Origin of the sequence: Pseudomonas sp. P39-UII1 (assembly GCF_039672635.1) — a bacterium.
Lineage (GTDB): Bacteria > Pseudomonadota > Gammaproteobacteria > Pseudomonadales > Pseudomonadaceae > Aquipseudomonas.
Window position 1 is genome coordinate 24,315 of the sequence record NZ_JBDFPP010000013.1, and the last position, 21,879, is coordinate 46,193.

General features: G+C 65.0%; 13 protein-coding genes. 6 read left to right on the forward strand and 7 right to left on the reverse strand.

What is annotated here, in order from left to right; genetic code table 11:
• Window positions 1–8: 8 nt before the first annotated feature.
• A complete protein-coding gene (locus ABEH27_RS17215; protein ID WP_346614729.1) occupies window positions 9–785 on the forward strand; it encodes a response regulator transcription factor in 777 nt (258 codons plus the stop codon).
• Window positions 786–846: 61 nt separating this feature from the next.
• Here ABEH27_RS17215 and ABEH27_RS17220 read toward each other — a convergent pair whose 3' ends face one another.
• Together ABEH27_RS17220 and pbpC are read right to left on the reverse strand one after the other, a co-directional pair.
• On the reverse strand, window positions 847–2,508 hold the full coding sequence (locus tag ABEH27_RS17220; RefSeq protein ID WP_346614730.1) for a POTRA domain-containing protein: 1,662 nt from the start codon (window positions 2,506–2,508) through the stop codon (window positions 847–849).
• Window positions 2,509–2,600: 92 nt separating this feature from the next.
• On the reverse strand, window positions 2,601–4,955 hold the full coding sequence (gene pbpC, locus ABEH27_RS17225) for a peptidoglycan glycosyltransferase PbpC (protein ID WP_346614731.1): 2,355 nt from the start codon (window positions 4,953–4,955) through the stop codon (window positions 2,601–2,603).
• A gap of 77 nt (window positions 4,956–5,032) precedes the next feature.
• Here pbpC and ABEH27_RS17230 point away from each other — a divergent pair, with 77 nt between their 5' ends.
• Window positions 5,033–5,326 (forward strand): hypothetical protein, encoded by a 294-nt coding sequence (locus ABEH27_RS17230; RefSeq protein ID WP_054913171.1) that lies wholly within the window; start codon window positions 5,033–5,035, stop codon window positions 5,324–5,326.
• Between the two features lie 74 nt (window positions 5,327–5,400).
• Here the strand turns inward: ABEH27_RS17230 and ABEH27_RS17235 are convergent, their stop codons facing one another.
• Window positions 5,401–10,302 carry an alpha-2-macroglobulin gene (locus tag ABEH27_RS17235; protein ID WP_346614732.1) on the reverse strand — a complete coding sequence of 1,634 codons (4,902 nt, stop codon included), beginning with the start codon at window positions 10,300–10,302 and terminating at the stop codon, window positions 5,401–5,403.
• Window positions 10,303–10,513: 211 nt separating this feature from the next.
• On the opposite strand from ABEH27_RS17235, the gene ABEH27_RS17240 reads away from it, so the two are divergent.
• Window positions 10,514–11,851: an MATE family efflux transporter gene (locus tag ABEH27_RS17240; RefSeq protein WP_346614733.1), complete on the forward strand. Its 1,338-nt coding sequence runs from the start codon at window positions 10,514–10,516 to the stop codon at window positions 11,849–11,851.
• Window positions 11,852–11,927: 76 nt separating this feature from the next.
• On the opposite strand, the gene speA is transcribed toward ABEH27_RS17240, so the two are convergent.
• From speA to ABEH27_RS17260, 4 genes are all read right to left on the reverse strand, one after another.
• Window positions 11,928–13,841 (reverse strand): arginine decarboxylase, encoded by a 1,914-nt coding sequence (speA, locus tag ABEH27_RS17245; RefSeq protein ID WP_346614734.1) that lies wholly within the window; start codon window positions 13,839–13,841, stop codon window positions 11,928–11,930.
• 151 nt (window positions 13,842–13,992) lie between these two features.
• The gene (locus tag ABEH27_RS17250; RefSeq protein WP_346614735.1) at window positions 13,993–14,364 is read right to left on the reverse strand and encodes a translation initiation factor Sui1; all 372 of its coding nucleotides are present in this window, start codon (window positions 14,362–14,364) and stop codon (window positions 13,993–13,995) included.
• 230 nt (window positions 14,365–14,594) lie between these two features.
• Window positions 14,595–15,128 carry an NUDIX hydrolase gene (locus ABEH27_RS17255; RefSeq protein ID WP_346614736.1) on the reverse strand — a complete coding sequence of 178 codons (534 nt, stop codon included), beginning with the start codon at window positions 15,126–15,128 and terminating at the stop codon, window positions 14,595–14,597.
• Between the two features lie 2 nt (window positions 15,129–15,130).
• Window positions 15,131–16,198 (reverse strand): DUF2333 family protein, encoded by a 1,068-nt coding sequence (locus tag ABEH27_RS17260; protein WP_346614737.1) that lies wholly within the window; start codon window positions 16,196–16,198, stop codon window positions 15,131–15,133.
• Between the two features lie 248 nt (window positions 16,199–16,446).
• Between ABEH27_RS17260 and ABEH27_RS17265 the strand changes: the two genes are divergently transcribed.
• The 3 genes from ABEH27_RS17265 to ABEH27_RS17275 all read left to right on the forward strand — a co-directional run bounded on the left by ABEH27_RS17265 (window position 16,447) and on the right by ABEH27_RS17275 (window position 21,779).
• Window positions 16,447–17,826 carry a diguanylate cyclase gene (locus ABEH27_RS17265; protein ID WP_346614738.1) on the forward strand — a complete coding sequence of 460 codons (1,380 nt, stop codon included), beginning with the start codon at window positions 16,447–16,449 and terminating at the stop codon, window positions 17,824–17,826.
• 105 nt (window positions 17,827–17,931) lie between these two features.
• On the forward strand, window positions 17,932–19,893 hold the full coding sequence (locus ABEH27_RS17270) for a methyl-accepting chemotaxis protein (protein WP_346614739.1): 1,962 nt from the start codon (window positions 17,932–17,934) through the stop codon (window positions 19,891–19,893).
• A gap of 104 nt (window positions 19,894–19,997) precedes the next feature.
• A complete protein-coding gene (locus ABEH27_RS17275) occupies window positions 19,998–21,779 on the forward strand; it encodes a protein-disulfide reductase DsbD (protein ID WP_346614740.1) in 1,782 nt (593 codons plus the stop codon).
• Window positions 21,780–21,879: the final 100 nt, after the last annotated feature.

Genomic DNA, 21,879 nt, shown 5'->3' on the forward strand with positions numbered 1-21,879 from the left:
AGTTGATCGTGAACAAGTCATTTAGTGAGGTGAAGGTTCTGGTGGTCGATGACCAGCCCCTGATCGTCGAACAGTTGTGCGAGTTCCTCGAAAACCAGGGCCACCATTGCGTGGCGGCCCATTCCACCGACGAAGCCATCGAGCGCTATGTAGCGGATGAGGCGATTGGGCTGGTGTTGTGCGACCTGCACATGCCCGAGCGCGATGGCATCGAGCTGGTTCGGGCGCTGAAGGAAGTTGCCGGGCGCCAGCGCATGTTCGAAGCGATCATGCTCACCGGCCGTGCCGAGAAGCAGGATGTGATCCGCGCCCTGCGCGAGGGCTTCGCCGATTACTACCAGAAGCCCATGGACCTCGACGAATTGCTCGAAGGTTTGCGCCGGCAGGAGCAGGTGCTGCGCGAGCGCAAAGCCAACTTCCAGGACTTGGGTAACCTCAACCAGCGCCTGCAAGACCTGGCAGGGTGCATCGACGAGCTTTATCAGGACCTGGAAAAAGCCCGCGGCCAAGGCGTGCACCGCCGCGCCACCGATGGCGAAGAGCCTGAAAGCGAGCTGCCTGCGGCGTTCGAGAAGCTTTCGCCGCGCCAACTGGAGGTTGCCCGGTTGGTGAGCAAGGGCAAGACCAACTACCAGATTGCCTGCGAGCTGGGGATTACCGAGAACACCGTCAAACTGTACGTATCGCAGGTGTTGCGCCTCACCCATATGCACAACCGCACGCAGCTGGCACTGGCGCTGACGCCCAGCTCTTCACCGGTGCATCTGCGTTTTACTACCCACTGAGAAACCTGGGGGCGCCGTGCGCCCCCTTTCGCGACACAGGGCCGCGCCTCCACAGGCAACCTCACTCAAGCTGATAGCTGATGGTCAGCATCAACCGCGCCCCACGGTTCAAGCTGTCCAGCGCCACATCCGCCAACGGCTTGGCCACTTCAACCGCCACACTGCCAAAGCGCCCATCGCCCAGGCGCAGGCCCAGCGCCACCGAGCTCATGTGGGCATCCTCGAATGGCCCACCGTTGTACCAAGCCTGGGCGGCATCGAGCACGGCATAGGGCTGCAGCAACTTCAGCCAGCCGTCAGCCGGTCTAATGCTGTAGTTCAGCTCGTAGGCTACCCCCCACCCCTTGTCGCCAGCAGCTTGATCACGGGGGTAACCACGGCCGAAATGCTGCCCACCGAACACCGCTCGCTCACTGTCGGGCACCCTGTCGTCACTCCAGTAAAACGCCGCCGACGCCACGCCCTGCCCGCTGTCGAATAGCTGGTCGCTCTGCAAGGCAGACACCCGAAAGCGCAAGAAGTCCATGTCGTAGTCGGCATCGCTACGGGCCCCAAGGTAATCCAGGCCCTGATAAACCCCGGCACTGACGATGCGCAGCCGACGCGTATCCGCCTTGCGCCAGTCGCCCTCGAATGACAGTGCGCGCACATACGTGTCGTATTCGAGCTGCCCTGCACGCCGATCTTCGATGTGGTCACTCACCGAATACAAGCGCCCGGACACATTGACCCACTCATACGGCGCAATCACCAGTGACTGTCCAAGGCCGATCGAATAACGCTCGCTTTCACGGCGCTGGGTGACATCGCTGCCATCCTTCAGCCGCACACGCGTGCCCGGCTCAGCGCGATAACGCGCAGCCGACACCAGCAACTGGCTGCCCTGTGCGTCCAGATACTGGCTGTAGTCCAGGCTTTGGTAATGCATCGAATCATCGCCCGGCGGCAGCAGAAAGCGCGCAGTCAGCTGCTCGGCGAAGCGTGTGTGGGCGTTGCTCGACACCTTGAACAGCGCCTGCAGATCGTTGCGGTTACCATCGCTCAGCGTCACATCGGCATCGAACGGCCTGCGCTGCACGCGAAGCGTAAGCCGCGTGTGCCCATCCGGGCCCGGCGCGGCGGCAGCCTGCGCCTCTACCGAAAGGCCCGGGAGACGTTGCGTCAAGCCGATAAAGCGCTCGAATGCTTCTTGAGTCAGCGGGCGCTCGGCCTGCAACCGCGCGATCATCTGTTTGAGGTAAGCCGCAGCCGGGCCGATATCGCCCAGCAACTCATAGTCATCGATGTACCCTTCCACCAGCACCACCTGCACGCGGCCTTCGGCGAGGTCCTGCGCTGGCAGGTAGGCATACGACAACGGGTAGCCGTCACGCCGGTAACGCTGGGTCAGCCGCTCGGTGAACTGCTGCAGCTCGCCCACCGAGATCATGTGGCCGATCAGGGGCTGGTAGTGCTCACGCAACTCGCTCAGCGGATAGACCGTCCCCCCCTCGAAGCGCACCTTGTGCAAGCGCAGGCGCGTGTCCGCCGGCAGCGCGGCGGTGCCCGTGCCAGGCACTGCAAGTCGCAGCTGCGTGGCACCAGGTAGATAGTGTTCAACCGGCAGGTTCGCGGTGGGCAGGCGACGCTCGTACTCGTGGCCGTCTAGAAACCCCGGCAACGGTTCGGCACGGGCCAGGCTGGCCCAGGTCAGCAGCAACAGGGGCACGACCAGAGGACGCATAGGACGCTCCACAATCCCTTGGGCGCCGGGGCGTCGGCCGGTCACACCCGTCACCAGCAAGCGTAGGTGCTGCGCCGGTAAACGTCGAACGGCTAGTCGCTGACCTGAAACGCCACCCGTGCGGTTTCACCGCTCTCGTCCAGCGCGCTCAGCTCGATCTGCCCGGCGTGCTCGAAGCGAACCAGCAGGCTGTCCTGGCCTTCGGTTTCGCCCAACGGTTGGCCATTTACGAACCACCAACGCCGCCCACCTCCACCCAGCGCCGAGACATGCAGTTGCAACGGCTCGGCGCTGGTCGCTGGGCGGCGCAGGTTGTCACCGCTGCGTACGCCCATAATGGCCAACGGCGGCGCACTGGCAGGCGCCTGGGGCGGGCAGCTCGGGTCAACCGCCGGCAACCGAGCGGCTCGCCGCTCCACACGCCCCAGCCACGGCTCCAGCGGCGCCGGCCAGAGGGCGATGTCGCGCGCCTTCGCGCCTGGGCAGCTGCCATCCACACGCAAACCCTGGGCGTTGACCCACACGCTCTCGCGCAAGCCCAACCCGAGCGGTTGGTCGGCCGCCTGCAGGGTGGGTGGCGTGGTGCCGTCGAGTGTCCAGGCAAAACGCTGGCGCCTGCAGTTCGGGTCCTGGCGGTTCATGGGCTGGCCCAGCGGCCAGCAAATCGCGGCGACTCCAACGCTGCCCGGTACCTGCTCGACCGGTATCGGCAGCCCTCGCTGGCTGTCGCGGTTGCTCAGCAGGTCGTGCACCTGCAGCATCAGCGGTGCTGCCGAGGCCAGGCCGAACTGCCCAGGCACCGGGGTGCCATCGGGGCGGCCAATCCATACACCTATCAGGTAGCGCGGCCCGACCCCGATCGACCAGGCATCGCGAAAGCCGTAGCTGGTACCGGTCTTCCAGGCCAGCTGAGGGCGCTGTACCAGTTCGGCATGTGGGTCGCGGTCAGGCCGTGCCTGGCCGCTGAGGATACGCCGAATGATCCATGCCGCCCCCGGCGACAACAGACGCCGCTCCACCAGCGGGTCCTGGGGTTGCAGGCGCACCCGGGCGCTGTTGCCGCCCCGAGCGAGCGCCGCATAGCCACCGACCAGCTCTTCCAGGCGGCTGCCGGCCCCCCCGAGGATCAACGACAGGTTGGGCTCGGCCAGGGGCGGCAGCGCCAGCGGCATGCCGGCCATGCGCAACTCTGCAGCGAAACGCTTTGGCCCGTACGCTTCAAGCAACTGCACCGCCGGCAGGTTGAGCGACAAGGCCAGCGCCGAACTGGCCGAGACCGGGCCGCTGAAACCCATGGAGAAGTTACCGGGGCGGTAGTCGCCATAGCGGCGCGGCACATCCTGCAGCAGGGATTCGGAATGGATCAGGCCATCGTCCAGCGCCATGCCATACAGGAACGGCTTTAGCGTCGAGCCTGGCGAGCGCAGCGAGCGGACCATGTCGACATGCCCAAAGCGGCGCTCATCGGCAAGGTCGACCGAGCCCAGGTAGGCGCGCACGGCCATGCTCTGTGCGTCGACCACCAGCACCGCGGCCGAGGTGCGCTCGGGCAGGCGCGCACGCCAGCCCAGCAGCAGGTCTTCGAGGCGCCGTTGCAACGAGGCATCGAGGGTGGTGCGGATCAGCGGCGGGCTGCCGGGGGTATTCAGGCGGCGCGCCAGCAGCGGCGCCAGGGCAGGCTCCTGGCGCGGGGCCAATAGCAAAGGCTCCTCGGCGGCTTCCTTCAGTTGCTGGGCAGGCCACACCTGGTACTCGCCCAGGCGTTGCAGCACCTTGTCGCGGGCACGCTGGGCACGCGCGGGATGGCGGTCCGGGCGCAAACGGCTGGGTGCCTGCGGCAGCACCGCCAACAGCGCCGCCTCGGCCGGCGTGAGGTGCATCGGCGACTTGCCCAGGTAAGCCCAGCTGGCTGCCGCCACGCCCTGCAACGTGCCGCCAAACGGGGCGCGGTTCAGGTAGATCTGCAAAATTTCACGCTTGGGCAGGTGCCACTCCAGCTGCGCCGTGCGCCACAGTTGCCGCAGCTTGCCAGCCAGCGTGCGATCGTGCGGGTCGAGCAGCCGCGCCACCTGCATCGACAGCGTGCTGCCGCCAGACACCACGCGCCCGCCGCGCAGGTTGAGCCAGGCCGCGCGCACCAGCGCCAGCGGGTTGACCCCCGGGTGGCGGTAGAACCAGCGGTCTTCGTAGGTCAGCAGCGCCTGCAGGTACAACGGCGAAACCTCCTCGGGGCTGACCGGGTAACGCCACACACCCTCGGCATCGGCGAAGCGCCACAACGGTGTGCCGTCTTCCGCCAGCACCACCCGCGCCAGGTCATCAGCCGGCATGGGCAGCGGCCAGATACGGTCAGCCAGCCACAACAGGCCAAGCCACGCGACCACGGTGACCACACCGGCACGCAGGAACCTTCCCGCTCGCGTGCGCGGCCGGGCTAAGCTTGGCATCGGGAACCGACCTGGCCAGGTAATGGCCAAAGGCTTGGGAACGGCAACCTCGCCGATTCGTTCATCAGGAAGCAACTATGCATGTAGAAGGTTTTTTCGAGTGGCTTGGCCAGGCACTGGGTTCGTTGATCCGCTTCATCGTCGACGCATTGAGCGGCTTGTTCAACCTGCTGGCCAACGCCGGGGGCAACTTCATCGATGGCCTGGCACGCACGTTGGGCATGGACACCTCGCTGGTCAGCATCCTCGCCCTTATCGTCGGCTTGATGCTGCTGTACTCGGCGATCCGCGCCTTCATGCGCGCCTCGATCATCCTCGGGATCATCTGGCTGGTGCTGGGGTTGTGGGTGATGAGCTGGGTGATTCATTGAGCTACAAGCTTCAAGCCGATTGGCGATGGAAGACCCACCGCGTTTGGCTTTGTCTTGTAGCTTGCAGCTGCGCGTCAGCGCCCTATGACGGTCATCTCACCCTGCCCATCACCCACCGCCTGCAAGTTTGGCCGGTACATCGACTCGACCTGCGGCGGCGGCACGCGGTAGGTGCCCGGGGTTACCGCCCGGGCCAGGTACAGCAGGTGGGTGGTGCCATAGCCATCTAGCTTGAGCGCCGCCACATAACGGTCATCACGGTACTCCTGATGCACCACGCTGGCGTTCTGCATCGACTCGCGCCACTGCTTCACGGCGCTGCTGGCGTTATCCAGGCTGGCAGCGCTCTGCGCCAGGTTCTGGTTTTCCAGCTCCAGGCCTGCCGGCAGCAGGTCGACCACCAGCGCATCCGGCACCGCGTCGCTGGCCTTGAGTGCCAGGTGCACCAGCACCAGGTCGCCGCTGCGCAGGTTGTGCAGGTCCAGCGGCTGGCCATTCATGCCCAGGTACTCACGGCGAATCTCCATGCCATTACCGCCAGCGGCAGGCGCCTGGCGCGGGTAGCCCGAGAGCGTCAGTTGCTGGTACACGGTTTCGCTGCCTTCGTTCTGCAGGCTCAGCGGCGATGCCAGCAACGGGCCTTCCAGCTTCATGCCCGAATCCCCATTGTTGAACTCACGGACCTCACCGGCACTGTCCAGGCGCGCCTTCCATGGGCTCTCCGGCTTGCCGAGCAAGCCTCGGCCGGCAAGGAACAACGCATTGCGTTCCTGGGTCGACAGCCAGCGGTTGGCTGCCAGCTCGTCGGACAGCGCGAACAGGCGCTGGTCGACCTGGTTGCTGGCCAGGTTGCTCTCTTGCAGCAGCGCCAGGATCAACGCCTGGTCCCGCAGGCTGCTGCCGTAATCGGCCATCCAGCCCTTGCTGCGGCTGATGCCCAGGCCCGCCTGCAGGGCCTCCTGGGCACGCGGCTTGTCGCCCATCTTGTCCAGCGCCAGCGCCAGTTGCACCAGCGGCAGGCCGGAGCGTGCGTCGGCGCGGCGTTCGAACAGGCTGCGCAAGGCACCCAGCGGCGCCTGTTGGCTGCGCGACAACACCAGCGCAGCGTAAGCCTGCACGGCAAAGCGGGTGTGCTCGGCGTTCTGGCTGTAGTCGACCTCGATCAGGTTGCGCTCTTGCAGGTAACGCAGCAGGCGCTCGCTGGCCTTCTTCAGCGCCTCGGCCGGCACGCCGTAACCCTGGTCGCGGGCCCGCAGCAGGAAGTCGGTAACGTAGGCGGTCAGCCAATACTCTTCTTCACTGTCCGAACTCCACAGGCCGAAACTGCCGTTGTAGCGCTGCATGCCCAGCAAATGCTCGATGCCCATCTCTATCTTGCGCTTGCGCACGTCGGCCGGCTCGCCCTTGATGCCCAGGCGCTTGAGGCTCTCGGCGTCGGCGTACAGCGAGGGGTACAGGCCGCTGGTGGTCTGCTCCAGGCAGCCGTAGGGGTAGGCTTCGAGTGCGCGAATCTGCTCGGCCAGGTTCAGCGGTGGGCGGCTCGACAGGGCCAGGCTGGCTTCCAGCCCAGCAGGCTCGAAGGCCGCCAGGTCGGCTTCCGGCAAGGTCCACGGCTGGTCCTTGAGGGCCACCCGGTAGTGCTTGAGCATTGCCGGGTAGGCCGGGCGGATGCCCAGGGTCCATTCGCGCTCGAAGGCATTTACTGCCTCGCCCGGCAGCTTCAGGCCATTGACCCGTACATGCACCTTGCCCTGGCCCAGACCGCCCTGGGCCTGCACCGGAATCATCAGCGTGGTGCGCTGGCCTTCGGCCAAGGCAACAGTCTGCTGCGCGCTCGCCGCCAGGCTCAACTGGCCCTCGGTGGTGATGTCGACGCTCAGTTGCTGGGCGCTGCCAGACAGGTTGGCCAGGTCCAGCGCCAGGCTGGTGCGGTCGCCACCGGCAAGGAAGCGCGGCGCCGAAAGCTCGGCGATCAGCGGCGCGGCCACCACGGTCTTGCCCTCGGCCATACCGAAGTGCTCTTCGGTCCAGGCCTGGGCCATCAGCCGCAGTTCACCGTTAAAGTCCGGGATATCGACCGTCGCCTCGCCTTCGCCCTGTTCATTCAGGGTTACCGGCAGGCTCTGCTGGGCAACGATGGTCACCGTGGTGTTGGGGCGCTTGCCGCCCTTGGCCATGGCCGCGTCACCACCGAACGCCAGGCTGGCCAGGCGGCCCTGGCCGGCTTCGATCAGCTGGCCGTAGATATCCAGCTGGTCGGCGCCGTAGGCCTTGCGGCCGAACAGGCTGGCGAATGGGTCTGGGGTCTTGAAGTCGGTGATGTTGAGGATGCCCACGTCGACTGCGGACAACAGCACATGCACCTGTTTGGGGATGCTGCCGTCGGCATTGGCCGCCTTGAACTTCACTGTCAGCGGCTGCTTGGGCCGCATCTTCTCCGGCGCCTGCAGGCTTACCGCAAGCTTGCGCTCGGCACGGCCCAGCGGCAGGTGCAGCACGCCCACGGCACGCTTGGGGGTGGCATTGGCCTTGCGCTCGCCCGGGCGAATCACCAGGGTGCTGATGTACAGGTCGTGACGTGCCCACTTTTTGTCCAGCTGCACGTCGAAGGTCTTGCCCTCGGCTGGCACGTCGATCTCCTGCCACCACAGCGGGCCATCGCTGGACTCGATCATCAGGTAGCCGGTACCGGCGGCTGGGGGCGTGACGGTGACCTTGGCGGTATCCCCGTCGGCGTAGGCGGGTTTGTCCAGTGCCAGCTTGACCTGGTCGGGGCGCACCGCGCCGCCTTCGGCGTTGTCCTGGGCGCGATAGCCCGCCCAGAAGCGTTCGCTGGAAACCAGGCCGGTCTCGGGGTCTTCCACCTCGACCCGGTACGGGCCCCACTCGACCTGGAAGGTCAGCTTGGCGGTAGAGCCGGCTTTGACCTGAACGTTTTCCTCGCTCTGGGTGAGGAATTTTTCGTTGTAGTTGTAGCTCCAGCCGTCGCTCTGCGAGTAGTTCCAGTAGTAGTCGCGGCGTTCGCGGACCAAGCGAACCTTCAGGTCGTTGGCTGCCAGCTTGTTGCCGTCGCGGTCCGCAACCAGGAACTCGAATTCTACCGGGCCGTCACTGTCGGTCTCTTCGCCATCGAACAGGCCACGCAAGCCAGGCAAGCGCTCGGCAGGCCAGATTGGCTGTTCGAGGCGGCGGGTTATCGGGCGGCCGCCAGACTCCTGCAGGCTGGCCTGAACGGTCAGTTGCAGTGGCGAACGGGCTTCGGCCCACCGGCTTTCAATAGCGACCGTGGCCTTGCCGGCCTGGTCGAGGGTGACTTCGTCCAGCTCCAGGTCCTGGTTCAACTCGCTCTCGGTCACAGCGCCAAACTGGTAGCCAGGCAGCGCCGGCACCGCTTCGCGCAGGGGGCGAACGTAGGCCTGGCCGCTCAGGCGATTGCCGGCTGCCGGTGCACCATAGAGGTAACGACCGTTAACCTGGATCTCGGCAGTCTGGTCCGGCGAAAGCGGCGTGCTGCTGCCTTTGAGTTCCAGCGCCAGCCGCTCGGGGAGGAAGTCCTCGACGAGGAATTCGTAGACCTGTTTGTGCCCACCGCCAAGGTCGAGCAGCAGCTGCCAACGGCCGGTCGGGGCTTCTGTGGCCAGTTGCAACTGGTACTGATACAGGCCATTGGCATCGGCCTCCCAGACGAACTTGCGGCTCACCTGTTCATCCGGCCGGCGCACCTCCACGCTTACCGGCTGGGCCTTGACCGGCTTGCCGTCCTGGTCACGCAACAGGCCGTTGAGCAGCACCGTCTCCCCCGGGCGGTACAGGTCGCGCGGGCCAAAGATGAAGAACTGCAAGGGGTTGGCCTGGGGGCCGGTGATGTCGAATTCGGCCAGGTCCAGGGCTGCCGTGTTCAGGCGCAGCAGCGTGGTATGCACGCCCTGGGTAGCGATCAGGGTGTCGGCCTTGGCCGTTATCGGCAACTGGGCATGGCCTTCGCCATCGGTCTTGGCCTGGGCCAGCAGCTTGCCCTTCTCGTCATGCAGCTCGAGGTTCACATCCTTCAGTGCCTTGCCACCCTCCAGCGCCTGGGCAAATACGTCGAGGCGGTCGCGATAGCGGTGGGCAGACACGCCAATGTCGCTGAGGGTGAACAGCGTTGCCGGCTGCGAGTAGTCGTAGGTGCCCGAGGCACGCATCACGGCCAGGTACACGCCCGGCTCTTGCAGCGGCTTGATCCCGGCGATCGGCAGCAGCACCGTTTCGCGCGTGTTGCGGGCCGGGTTGAGGTCGAAGCGGCCGCTGTAGACCAGGTCTGCCAAGGCCAGGGTTTCCTTGGACTGGTAGTAGTACAGGCTGCTGTTGCGCCCCCAGTTGACCAGGAAGGTCGACAGCATCTCCGGTTTTACCCGGAAGAACTCGACATCGACCTTGTCGACGTTCAGGGCAATCACCGGCAGGCCCTCGGCCAGGCGGGTGGGCAACAGCGAGCCGCGGCTGGCGAAGCCGATGGTCGGCTGCATGTCGCGGGTTTCCAGGCGGGTGACCGATTCGCTGTCGAGCTGCTTGCCGTTCACCGCCAGCAGGCCTTTGTCGACGGTCAGCACCAGTTTGCGCTGCGGCTCCAGGTGGCGCAGGCGCAGTTCCATCTGGTTGTCGGAGAGTTCCCAGGCACCGTCCACCTTGCCTTTGACGGTGTCCACCAGGTGCAGTTTGGTGGCGAAGTCCTGCTTGGCGTCCAGCGGTGCGGAAAAACTGACGGACAGGGTGCTGGCACCATCGAGCTGCACTTCCGAGACATCCAGCACGGACAGTTCGCGGCCCTCGTAACGCTTGGCGAGCACCGCGGGGTCCTCGCGCTTGGGCGCCGGGGCCTCGACTGCAGCAGTCGCGGCCGGCTTTTCGGTAGCGGCGGGTTTGTCCGGCGTCGAGGAATCACAGGCACTGAGCAGGGCCAGCGCGCAGGCCAGCAACAATCCTTTGTTGAACATGGAGTGGGGACTCTTTGGCAGCATGTACGTGAGGGCGCAACTATAGCGCAACGGCAGGTGGCTGGCCGGTACAATGCGGCCATTCGATCCAAAAGGGGGCGCTGCGCGCCTCAATCGCCGGCAAGCCGGCTCCCACAGCGTCCTCAGCGCCGGCAACGGCGGTGCATGCCCCTTGGGAGCTGGCTTGGGCCCCGCTCACCCAGGACTTCAAATGTCGCAAATTGCCACCGACTGGCAGCACCGTCTCACCCATCGCAAGGTCTGGGCCCTGGCCGCGCCGATGATCCTTTCCAACATCTCGGTGCCCCTGGTGGCACTGGTAGACAGCACGGTAATCGGCCACCTGCCCCACGCCCACCAGCTTGGCGCAGTGGCGGTGGGCGCCACGCTGTTCACCTTCATGGTCGGCCTGATGGGCTTCTTGCGCATGGGCTCCACCGGGTTCGCCGCCCAGGCAGCGGGCCGCGCGGACGGCGCCGCGCTACGCCAGGTTCTGGTGCAAGGCCTGCTGCTGGCGCTTGCTTTCGCCTTGCTCATCGGCCTGCTCGCCCTGCCCTTCAGCCAGTTGGCGCTGCACGCGATGCAACCGAGCGAGGCCTTGCAACAATCCACCGAAGCCTTCTTCCACACGCGCTTGCTCGGCCTTCCTGCAGCACTGGCCAGCTACGCGTTAGTCGGCTGGTTCCTCGGCACCCAGAATGCCCGTGCGCCGCTCGCCATTCTGCTGACCACCAACCTGCTGAACATCGCGCTCAACCTCTGGTTTGTACTGGGTCTGGACTGGGGGGTGCTGGGCTCGGCGCGGGCATCGGTGATCGCCGAGTGGGCTGCGGCGCTGCTTGGCCTGGCCCTCACCCGCCCTGCCCTGCGCGCCTACCCCGGCCATATCGCCTGGGCGGCACTCAAGCGCTGGCAAGCCTGGCGGCCGTTGCTGGCGGTGAACCGCGACATCTTCCTGCGCAGCCTGGCGCTGCAGTTGGTGTTTTTGTTGATCACCGTGCAGGGCGCGCGCCTGGGTGAAGCCACGGTGGCGGCCAATGCGCTGCTGCTCAATGGCCTGCTGCTGACTGCCTACGCCCTCGACGGCCTGGCGCATGCGGTGGAGGCCCTGTGCGGCCATGCCATCGGCGCCCGCGACCGCGACACATTGCGCCGCTCACTGGTGGTGGCCTGTGGCTGGTCGTTGATCACCAGCTTGGGCTTTGCCGGGTTGTTCCTGCTGGCTGGGCACTTGTTCATCGACCTGCAGACTGATATCGACAGCGTACGCACGGCTGCCTACCCGTACTTGCCGTATCTGGCGGTACTGCCGTTGGTGGCGGTGTGGAGTTATTTGCTCGATGGGCTGTTCATCGGCGCAACGCGGGCGCGGGAGATGCGCAACGCGATGCTGGTTTCAGTGCTGATTGCACTGCCGTTGGCGTGGGCCATGAGTGGCTTTGGCAACCATGGGTTGTGGTTGGCGTTTCTTGGGTTCATGGCGTTGCGGGCGGTGACGCTGGGGTGGGTGGGGTGGCGGTTGCAGCAAAAAGGGTTGTGGGTTCACTGAAGCTGGGGGCTGCTTTGCAGCCCTTTCGCGACGCGAGGCCGCTCCCACACATCAAAAGTGGAAGCGGCCCCGGCGGTTACGACGACAGGTAAGAAGACCGGGTCAGCCCCAGGCGCAGTGCATCGAGGAACTGGGTGCGCTCGCGGGCGGTGATCTTCGCGCTGGCCACCTTGTCGCGGTAGTGGGTCATCAACTCCTCCGGCGACAGGTGCACGTAGCGCAGCATGTCTTCGATGGTGTCGTGGGTCTCGATGCCGGCGTGGTACACGCTGCCATCGGCATTCTGGTAGATGTTCACCGAATCGGTGTCACCGAACAGGTTGTGCATGTCGCCGAGGATTTCCTGGTAGGCGCCGACCAGGAATACGCCCAGCAGGTAGTCCTCGCCCTCGTTGAGCGCATGGACCGGCATGCTGGTCTCGATGCTCTGCTCGTCGACGTACTGGTTGATCTTGCCGTCGGAGTCGCAGGTAAGGTCCTGCAGCACAGCGCGGCGTAGCGGCTCCTCGTCCAGGCGGTGCAGCGGGATGATCGGCAGCACCTGGCCGATGGCCCAGGTGTCCGGCAAGCTCTGGAACACCGAGAAATTGCAGATGTACTTGTCGGCCAGCTTGTCATTGAGCTCGTCCAGCACCTGGCGGTGGGAGCGCTGGCGGGCCTTGAGCGAATTGTGCAGGCGCCGGCACACGGCGAAGTAGCACTGCTCGGCCAGGGCTTTCTCGGCCAGGCTGATCTTGCCATCGGCATACTGCGCTGCCACGTCACCCATGTAGTGGGTGGCGCGCCAGTAGGTTTCGGTGACCATCTCGATGTCAGTCGGGCCGAGCAGGTCGGCGAGCCACTGAACGGTCTCGGGCAGGCTTTGCTTGTTTTCGATGGTCGGCACGTCGTCGTTATGCTTCTCGACGTCGGTCACCTGGATCACCAGCATGGCGTGGTGCGCGGTCAGCGAACGGCCGCTCTCCGAGAAGATATGCGGGTGCGGCAGGCCCTGCGCGTCGCAGAACTCCTTGAGCATGCCCACCACCACGCCGGCGTAGTCGTCCATGTCGTAGTTGATCGAGCTGGCGTTGCGCGAGTGGGTACCGTCGTAGTCCACGCCCAGGCCACCGCCCACGTCGATGTGGTCGACCGGCAAACCCAGCGCGCGCAGCTCGCCGTAGTAACGGATGGCTTCCTTGAAGCCGTGCTGGTAGTCGGCCAGGTTGGCGATCTGCGAGCCCATGTGGAAGTGCAGCAGGCGGATGCCTTGGTCCAGGCCGGCATCGCGGAAGCGCTGCACCACCGAAATCAGCTGGGCAGCAGACAACCCGAACTTGGATTTCTCACCACCGGTATCAGCCCACTTGCTCGAAGCCAGCGACGACAGGCGCACACGCAAACCGACCTGCGGCTTGACCTTCAGGTCGGCAGCCTCTTCGATCACCAACGCCACCTCGGACTCTTTCTCGATGACGATGAATACGTTGTGGCCGAGCTTCTGGCCCATCAGCGCCAGGCGGATGAACTCACGGTCCTTGTAGCCGTTGCAGACGATGGTGCCGCCCTTCGGCGCCAGCGCCAGCACAGCCAGCAGCTCGGGCTTGGAGCCGGCTTCAAGGCCGATCGAGACGTTCTGCGTGGCGATGATGTTTTCCACCACCGCTTCCTGCTGGTTGACCTTGATCGGGTACAGCGCGGTGTACTGGCTCTGGTATTCCAGGCGCGCGATGTTAGCGTCGAAGGCACCGGTCAGCTGGCGCACGCGGTCCTGCAGAATATCCGGGAAACGCACCAGCAGCGGCAGCGACAAACCGCTCTGGCGCAGCTCGTCGACCTGCTCGAACAGGTCGATCGGCGCGCTCTCGGGGCCGTTGGGGCGCACTTCGACGCGCCCGGCTTCATTGATGGCGAAATAACCAGCGCCCCAATGGCGGATGCCGTAAACACTGCGGCTGTCGGCCACGGTCCATTGGCTACCATCGTCTTTGCGTGTGCGTCGTACGGACATTCAAGTCCCCTATAGATAAGTCGAAGACACTGCCCCGCAGGCAGCGGGGCGAGTGTAAAAGCTGAAAATGACGATTCATCCGTGCTCAGGCATAGACCCTGGCCACGGGAACGAGTTTAGAAAGCACTGGGCAAAAAATCGCGCGATGGCCTCAGCCGCCGGACTTTTTCGCCTTGAAACCCTGTTTGGTCAGCTCGCCGATCAACAGCTCGACATGGTCGCCCTGGATCTCGATAACCCCGTCCTTCAGGGCACCGCCGGTGCCGCAGCGGCGTTTGAGCGTGGTGGCCAGCTCCTTGAGCTGGTCAGGCGGCAGCGGCACGCCGGTGACGGTCGTCACAGTCTTGCCGCCACGGCCTTTGCTCTCGCGGCGCACCCGGGCAATGCCGTCGCCTTCGGGAAGGGTTTGCTGCTTGCAGATGCAGGCATCCACCGGCTGGCTACAGTCGGGGCAGTGCCGACCAGCGTCGGTGGAGAACACGAGACCGCCAAGGGCGGAAAAGGAAGAAGCTTTCTTGGCCACTTTTGTTCCTCTGTGCTGAGGACAAAAACTGGTCGGCGGGAGCCGACCGCGAAGCCCCACTCTGGCAGGGGCGGCGCTACTGCCGCAAGTACCTGCGACAGCCCGAAAAGGGCGCGCAGTGTAACGATAAATCAGGCGGTTGTGTAGGCGCGGATTTATCCGCGAACAGGGCGTAGTCCTTGCCATGAAATGCAGGTGTCTGGACCGGCGCCTCGCGGATGAATCCGCGCCTATTGGCTGGCTTTATATCGCTGCAAAGCCGCCAGCGAGTCAGGGCAATAGGGCAGTACTTTGCTTTCAGCCTCCGCCTGGGCCACGCTGACAAACCTGGCCTCGATCACCTCTTCCGGCTGCAACCGCAGGGGCGCATCGGACACCGCCGAATACACCGCACACCACAGGTGGTTGCCTGGCTGGTCGAAATAGAAGCGCTCATGAAAGCGCAGTTCGGCACCTTCCACCCCCAGCTCCTCGGCCAGTTCGCGTGCCGCTGAATCGGCATAAGCCTCGCCCGCCGCCACCATGCCGCCGGCCGCCACATCCCAGTAACCGGGGTACAGCGCCTTGCTCAAGGTACGCCGGTGCACGCACAACTCACCGGCGCCATTGAACAATAGAATGAACGTGCAGCGGCCGATCAGGCCGCGCTCACGCAGTTCAGCTCTGGGCAGCGCGCCGAGCACCTGGTCGGCTTCGTCCACCCAGGCGACCAACTCACGGTCGGAGGCCGCCCGGTGGGCGGCCTCGTTTGGGCTGATGGCCATGTTCAACCTTGCGACAGCAGCTGGCGCAGGTCGATCACCGCAGCGTTTGCCCGCGAGATGTAGTTGGCCATGACCAGCGAGTGGTTGGCCCACATGCCGAAGCCGCTGCCGTTGAGCACCATCGGGCTCCACAGCGGTTCCTGCGAGGCTTCCAGCTCACGGATGATCTGGCGCACGCTGACGGTGGCGTTCTTCTTCGCCAGCACGTCGGCGAAGTCCACCTCGATGGCACGCAGCAGGTGCGACAGCGCCCAGGCCTGGCCGCGGGCTTCGTAGAACACGTTGTCGATCTGCAGCCACGGGGTTTCGACCACTTCCTCATCCACCTGCGGCGCCTGGCCGGCAACCACCGACTCGGTTTTCAGGTTGGTGTTGAGCTTGACCCGGCCAACGCTGGCCGACAGGCGCTGCGACAGCGAGCCAAGACGCGTGGCGACATCACCCAGCCAGTTGTTCAGGTTGTCGGCGCGGGTGTAGAAGATCGCACCCTTGTCACCGGCAGCCAGACGGGTCTGGTAGCGGCTAAGCGACTTGATGCCCTCTTCGAACTCCGACTCGCTCGACGGCAGGATCCAGCTCTTGTTGTCGAAGTTGAAGCGCGGCTCGGCCTTGGCCAGGTCGGCGTCTTCGGTGGACTGCGACTGCGAGCGGGCGAAGTCCTTGCGCAGGGCACGGGACAGGTCACGCACCTGCACCAGCACCCCATATTCCCAGCTCGACATGTTGTCCATCCACAGGCCCGGCGGGAAGCGGTCGTTGGAGATATAGCCACCCGGTTTGTTCAGCAAGGTACCGGCTACGGTCTTGAGGGTTTCGATGGTGGTGTAGCCGATCACCATCTGCTGGCCGTTGCGCTCGGCCGCCGCCTGGGCATTCTGCTGCACCGGGAACAGTTCCGGCTCCTGGCTCCAGTACCAGCCCAGGCCAATGCAGACCAGCAGGTACAACCCGATCAGGGTCCCCAGGGCACGGCTCCAGAGCCCACCCAAGTAGCTACGGGCGGCAGCGCCGCGGCCGTCGACACGCTCACGGGGCTCGGCTTTGGCCTCGCGGTTTTTCCAGTCCAGCATGGCTTTTGTCCTTAATCAGTCACGACGGTTCAGGGGCTTTGACCACAGGCGTTCGCCAGGGTGCCACGGCAAGCCCGTGTAGCTGCACTATAAAGCAGACACTGCCGTACGCATAAGCGACCAGTGGGTCAGTAACTGAATATTCGTTATCAACGCTTTGTTGATGCTGCGCACGCGCACGCCTTAAAAGAGCTGCTAGCATAGAGCCATCATCGCACCTGCACCTCCCACCTATAAGTAGTCAGGACATGACCCAAGCCGCGGAGCCGAGCCAAGAGCGCCTCAAGCAGGAGCTCGATCACCTGCTGCAACGCCTTTCGCGCACCCGCTTGCGCAAAGGCGACCCTCCCGATCAGGCGCTGCTGCGACCGGCACGTAAGCCCGTGTACCTGTTGTTGCGGGACCACGAGCGTGCCGAGCGCCTGGCTCAGCAGCTGGAGTTTTTCGGCCTGAGCGCGCAGCCGCTGTTCGACGCTGGCGCATTCATGGCGTCGGTGGCCGAACAACCGCCCGCAGCCATTGTGATGGATGTCGACTTCGACGGGCCTGGAGGCGGTGTGCCCTTGGCCGCACGCGTACAGCATGGCCAGGAACAAGCGGTTCCACTGTTGTTTTTCAGCCACCACGAAACCGACACGCCCACCCGCCTGGCGGCCGTGCGCGCAGGTGGGCAGGCGTTTCTGACCGGCACGCTGGAGGCCTCCAGCCTGCTGGAAAAACTCGAGATGATCACCAGCACAGCCCCGCATGATCCGCTGCGGGTGCTGATCATCGACGACTCGCGCACCCAGGCGCTGCATACCGAGCGCGTGCTGGCCAATGCCGGCATGATCACCCGCAGCCTGACCGACCCGATCCGCACCATGGCCGAGCTGGCCGAGTTCCAACCCGACCTGATCATCCTCGACTTGTACATGCCAGGCTGCTCCGGCCCGGAACTGGCCAAGGTGATCCGCCACAACGACCGCTATGTCAGCGTGCCGATCATCTACCTGTCGGCCGAGGACGACCTGGACAAACAGCTCGACGCAATGAGCGAAGGCGGCGACGACTTCCTGACCAAGCCAATCCGCTCGCGCCACCTGATCACCACGGTGCGCAACCGTGCCGCCCGCGCCCGCCACCTCAAAGCGCGCATGGTCCGTGACAGCCTGACCGGCTTGTACAACCACACGCATATTTTGCAACTGCTCGAAGACTGCAGCTTCCGCGCCCGCCGCGAGCGCCAGCCGCTGAGCTTCGCCATGCTCGATATCGACCACTTCAAGAAGATCAACGACCACCATGGCCACCCCATGGGTGACCGGGTGATCAAGAGCCTGGCGTTGTTCCTCAAGCAACGCCTGCGCAAGAGCGACTTCATCGGCCGCTACGGCGGCGAAGAATTCGCCATCGTCATGCCCAACACCGCGCTGGACGCTGCGCACAAGGTGCTCGACGAGATTCGCCGGCGCTTTGCCGAGATTCTCTACCCGGCGCAGCCCAGCGACCTGCAGTGCACGTTCAGTGCCGGGGTGGTGCAGATGGATGAAGAACTCGATGCATTGACCATGGCCAGTGCAGCCGACGAGGCGCTGTATCGGGCCAAGCATGCGGGGCGCAACTGCGTGGTGCGGGTAGAGCCTTAGCGTTCAATCACAACATAGCAATAAGCCACCACCGTCATCACCACGTCACAAAATAGCAATAACTTCAGGCACCTATCTTCACTCCCCCGCAGGAAGTTCGCGGCTATGCGCCTGAAGTGGCTGACCAATTTCAACACCCTGTTGCTGGTGACTGTGTGTATCGCCTTGGGCGCCACCCTGTGGTGGTCGCAGCGCGCCCTGGAACGGCCCTATCAATTGATGGAACGCTACCTGGGCCTGTCGCAACAGTTCCAGAACCAGGCTGCCCGCAACATCCAGGCCTACCTGGGCAGTGGCGACGCGCTGCGCCATGCGGCCGCAATAGACGCCAACCAGCAATTGCAGGCCGCACTGACCGATTGGCCCGACGCACTTGCCAGCAAATTGCGCCCGAGCCTGGACACCCTGCAGGCGTATGCCGCCAACGAACTGCTTGCCGCCGGCAAGTTGGCCGGCGACCCGCAGGCTTTGCTGTTGCAGGCCGAACGTGAGCTGGGTGGCAACTTCGAGCAGCTGGCCGGCTATGCGCGTGACAGCGGCAACAGCGAAGCCGGCCGCTATCTGCTGCCGTTGCTCGACGCCAGCGTGCACCTGGGCCGCCTGTCGCTGGCGCGGGAAAAACTGGTCAGCAGTGGCCGCGCCGAACTGGCTGACGAGGTGGAGCGCGAGCTTCAACTGATCCGCGCGCAGGCCCAGGTCATAGAAGGCCTGCCGCTACTGGGGGTGACGCGCGCGGCCGAATCCAATGCCGATGACTTCGCCGCCCTGCTGGGCCTGGAAACCCAGGCCAGCGAGCAGCAGGAAGACGTCGCCGTCGGCCTCAAGCGCGAACTGCAAAGCCTGCTCAACCGCTACCCCGGCGAACTGCAGCGCACCCGCGCGCAGATCGAGCAGCGCACCGCTTTGGCCACTAGCACCAACGAACGGCTCGACGCCGTGCAACAGGCCATCGCCGGCCTGGAGCCGGAAGTGCGAGCACAGCACGCGAAGATCGCCAGCGAAGTGCGCATCATGCAGGGGCTGATGATTGGCCTGATCCTGCTGATCGCGCTGCTCATCGACACCTTGCAGCGACGCCTGACACGTACCCTGACCAGTCTGGCCCCCGGGTTGTCCGCTTGGGCCGAGGGCGATTTCGCCGCCCCCATAGCCTTGGGCAAGACCAACCGCGAACTGCACGACATCGAGGAATCGCTCAACCGCCTGCGCCAGTACCTGGTGGAGCTGGTTGGCACCATCCGCCACAACGCCGAACAGGTCGCCGGCAGCAGCCACGCCCTGGCAGGCATGAGCGCCGCCCTGCACGACGGCGCCGAGCGCCAGGCGGGCGACACCGGGCAGATCCGCGATGCCTTGGGCGAACTGGAAGCGACCATCCAGCAAGTGGCTGGTGATGCCAGCGCTGCCGCCGATGCCAGCCGCGATGCCGGCCGTGCCGTGGAACAAGGCCAGACGGTGATCGGCCAGAGCCTTTCCGGCCTGCGGGCACTGGTCGACGAAGTGCAGGGCAACGCCCGCATGATCGAACAGCTGGCGGAGGAATCAGCCACCATTGGCGGTGTGCTGACCGTGATCAGGTCGATTGCCGAACAGACCAACCTGCTGGCACTCAACGCTGCCATCGAAGCCGCCCGTGCGGGCGAGATGGGCCGGGGTTTTGCGGTGGTGGCCGACGAAGTACGCTCGCTGGCGCAACGCACCACAGGCGCCACCGGCGAGATCCAGGCATTGATCGACCGGCTGCAGTTGGCCGCGCGCGAATCGGTGGCGGGCATGCGGGCGCAGCTCGAACACGCCGAAGCCACGGCTGACAAAGCCCAGGCAGCCGATGGCGCGCTCGATGAGATCGTCAACGCAATCCGCACCATTGCCGATACTGCGGTGCGCATCGCCGATGTCACCGCGCAGCAGAGCGGCGCGGTCAGCGAGATCCGTGGGCACAGCGAGCGAATTCATGAATTGGGTGAAGACAACCTGCAGCGCATCGGCGAGGGGCGCGAGCACGGCGAGCAGCTGTTGACCCTCGGCGGTGAGCTGAACCGAGCGGTGGGCGCGTTCAGGGTCTGAGAAATGCTGCGCCGCCCCATGTGGGAACGGCCTTGTGGGAGCATGGCCCCAACGCGCCCCAACTCCGCTATCATGCCCGCCATGTTCCACCTCGCGAGTCCGCCATGCGCCGCCTGTTTTTCCTGCTGTTCCTGCTGCTGGCCAGCCCTGCCTTCGCCTCGGGCCTGCTCGACAACCGCCCCAGCGCTACCCTCGGCGCCGCCTCTCTGAGCAACAGCGCAGACTTCCTGCCGGTACACGAAGCGTTCAAGCTCAGCCTGGTCAAGGCCGATGCGCAAACCGTCAAACTGCGCTTCGTCGCCACCGATGGCTATTACCTTTACCGCCATCGGTTCCAGTTCCGCACCGAGCCTGCGGACGTCGCGCTGGGCGCGCCCGTCATCCCTGCGGGCGAGGCCAAGCATGATGAATTCTTCGGCGACGTCGAGGTGTATCACGGTGTAGTCGACATCGAACTGCCGCGCACCGACCCCCGCGCGTTCACCCTGCTGGTGGGCTACCAGGGCTGCGCCGACAAGGGCCTGTGTTACCCACCGGAAACCGAACGCCTGAATATCGATGGCGAAGGTGGCGTTGCGGCCGGTGCAGCGGCGACGGTCAGCGAGCACAGCTGGAGCTGGAAGTCGCTACTACTGTTCTTCCTCGCCGGCGTTGGCCTGACCTTCACCCCGTGCGTGCTGCCGATGCTGCCGATCCTCTCAGGCGTGGTCATGCGTGGCCAGGCAGGAGGCCTGCGCGGGTTCGCCCTGTCGTTGGCTTACGTGGTTCCGATGGCCGCCAGCTTCGCTGTGCTGGGCGCGCTGATGGGCCTTTTCGGCGCGGGCTTGAACCTGCAGGCGCGGCTGCAATCGGCTTGGGTACTGGTGCCGTTCGCGCTGTTCTTCGTGCTGTTCGCCCTCGCCATGTTCGGCCTGTTCGAGCTGAAGCTACCGCAAGCCTTGAGCAAGCGCCTGGACACACTCGCCCACCGCACCAAGGGCGGCTCGTTGCTGGGTGCGGCGGTGCTGGGTGTGCTGTCGAGCCTGCTGGTTTCGCCATGTGTTTCGGCGCCACTGGCCGGCGCCTTGCTGTACATCAGCGCCAGCGGCGACGCCTTGGGCGGTGCGCTGAAGCTGTTCGCTCTCGGCTTGGGCATGGGCGCGCCGTTGTTGCTGATCGCCACCGGTGGCGCGGCCTGGCTGCCCAAGAGTGGCCCTTGGCTGAACACCGTGAAAAACGCCATTGGCGTGCTGCTGCTGGGCCTGGCCATCGGTTTGCTCAGCCGTGTACTGCCGGGCCCCGTCACCTTGCTGCTGGTCGGCTTCCTGAGTGCCGGCGTAGCGCTGTTCCTGGGTGCCCTGGAGTTCGTGATCAAGCCCCCGCGCCAACGCCTGGCGCAACTGCTCGGCCTGGCCCTGCTAGTGTATGCCCTGGCCTGTTGGTACGGCGCCCTCAATGGCCAGGGCGACCCGCTGCGCCCGCTGCCCGCGCCCACCCACGCAGCGGCAGGCAACAGCCCGGCAGCTGCAACGGACGCCTGGCAGACCCTCACCACACCTGCAGCACTCGACGCCGCCCTGGCCCAGGCCAAGGCGGCCGGCCAGCCGGTACTGCTGGACTGGTACGCGGACTGGTGCATCAGTTGCAAGGTCATCGAGCATGAAGTGCTCAATGCGCCACAGGTTCAACCGCAGCTGGGCGCATTCAAGCTGTTGCGTTTCGACATCACCGAAAGCAACGCCGAACAACGCGCGCTGCTGGATCGTTACCAGCTGTTCGGCCCGCCAGCGCTATTGTTCTTTGCAGCTAACGGTAGCGAAATCACCGACGATCGGGTGGTTGGCGAGATAAACGCCGGCGAATTTGCCAGCACTCTGACGCGCGTGCGCAGCAAACTCGGTCTATAACTTCCCGCGTGCCGGGAAAATCTGCGCATGAGTGACCGGATTTAATTATTCGGTCACATACTTCGCGCGAACCTCGGACATCGTGCTGGCTATTGCCGGG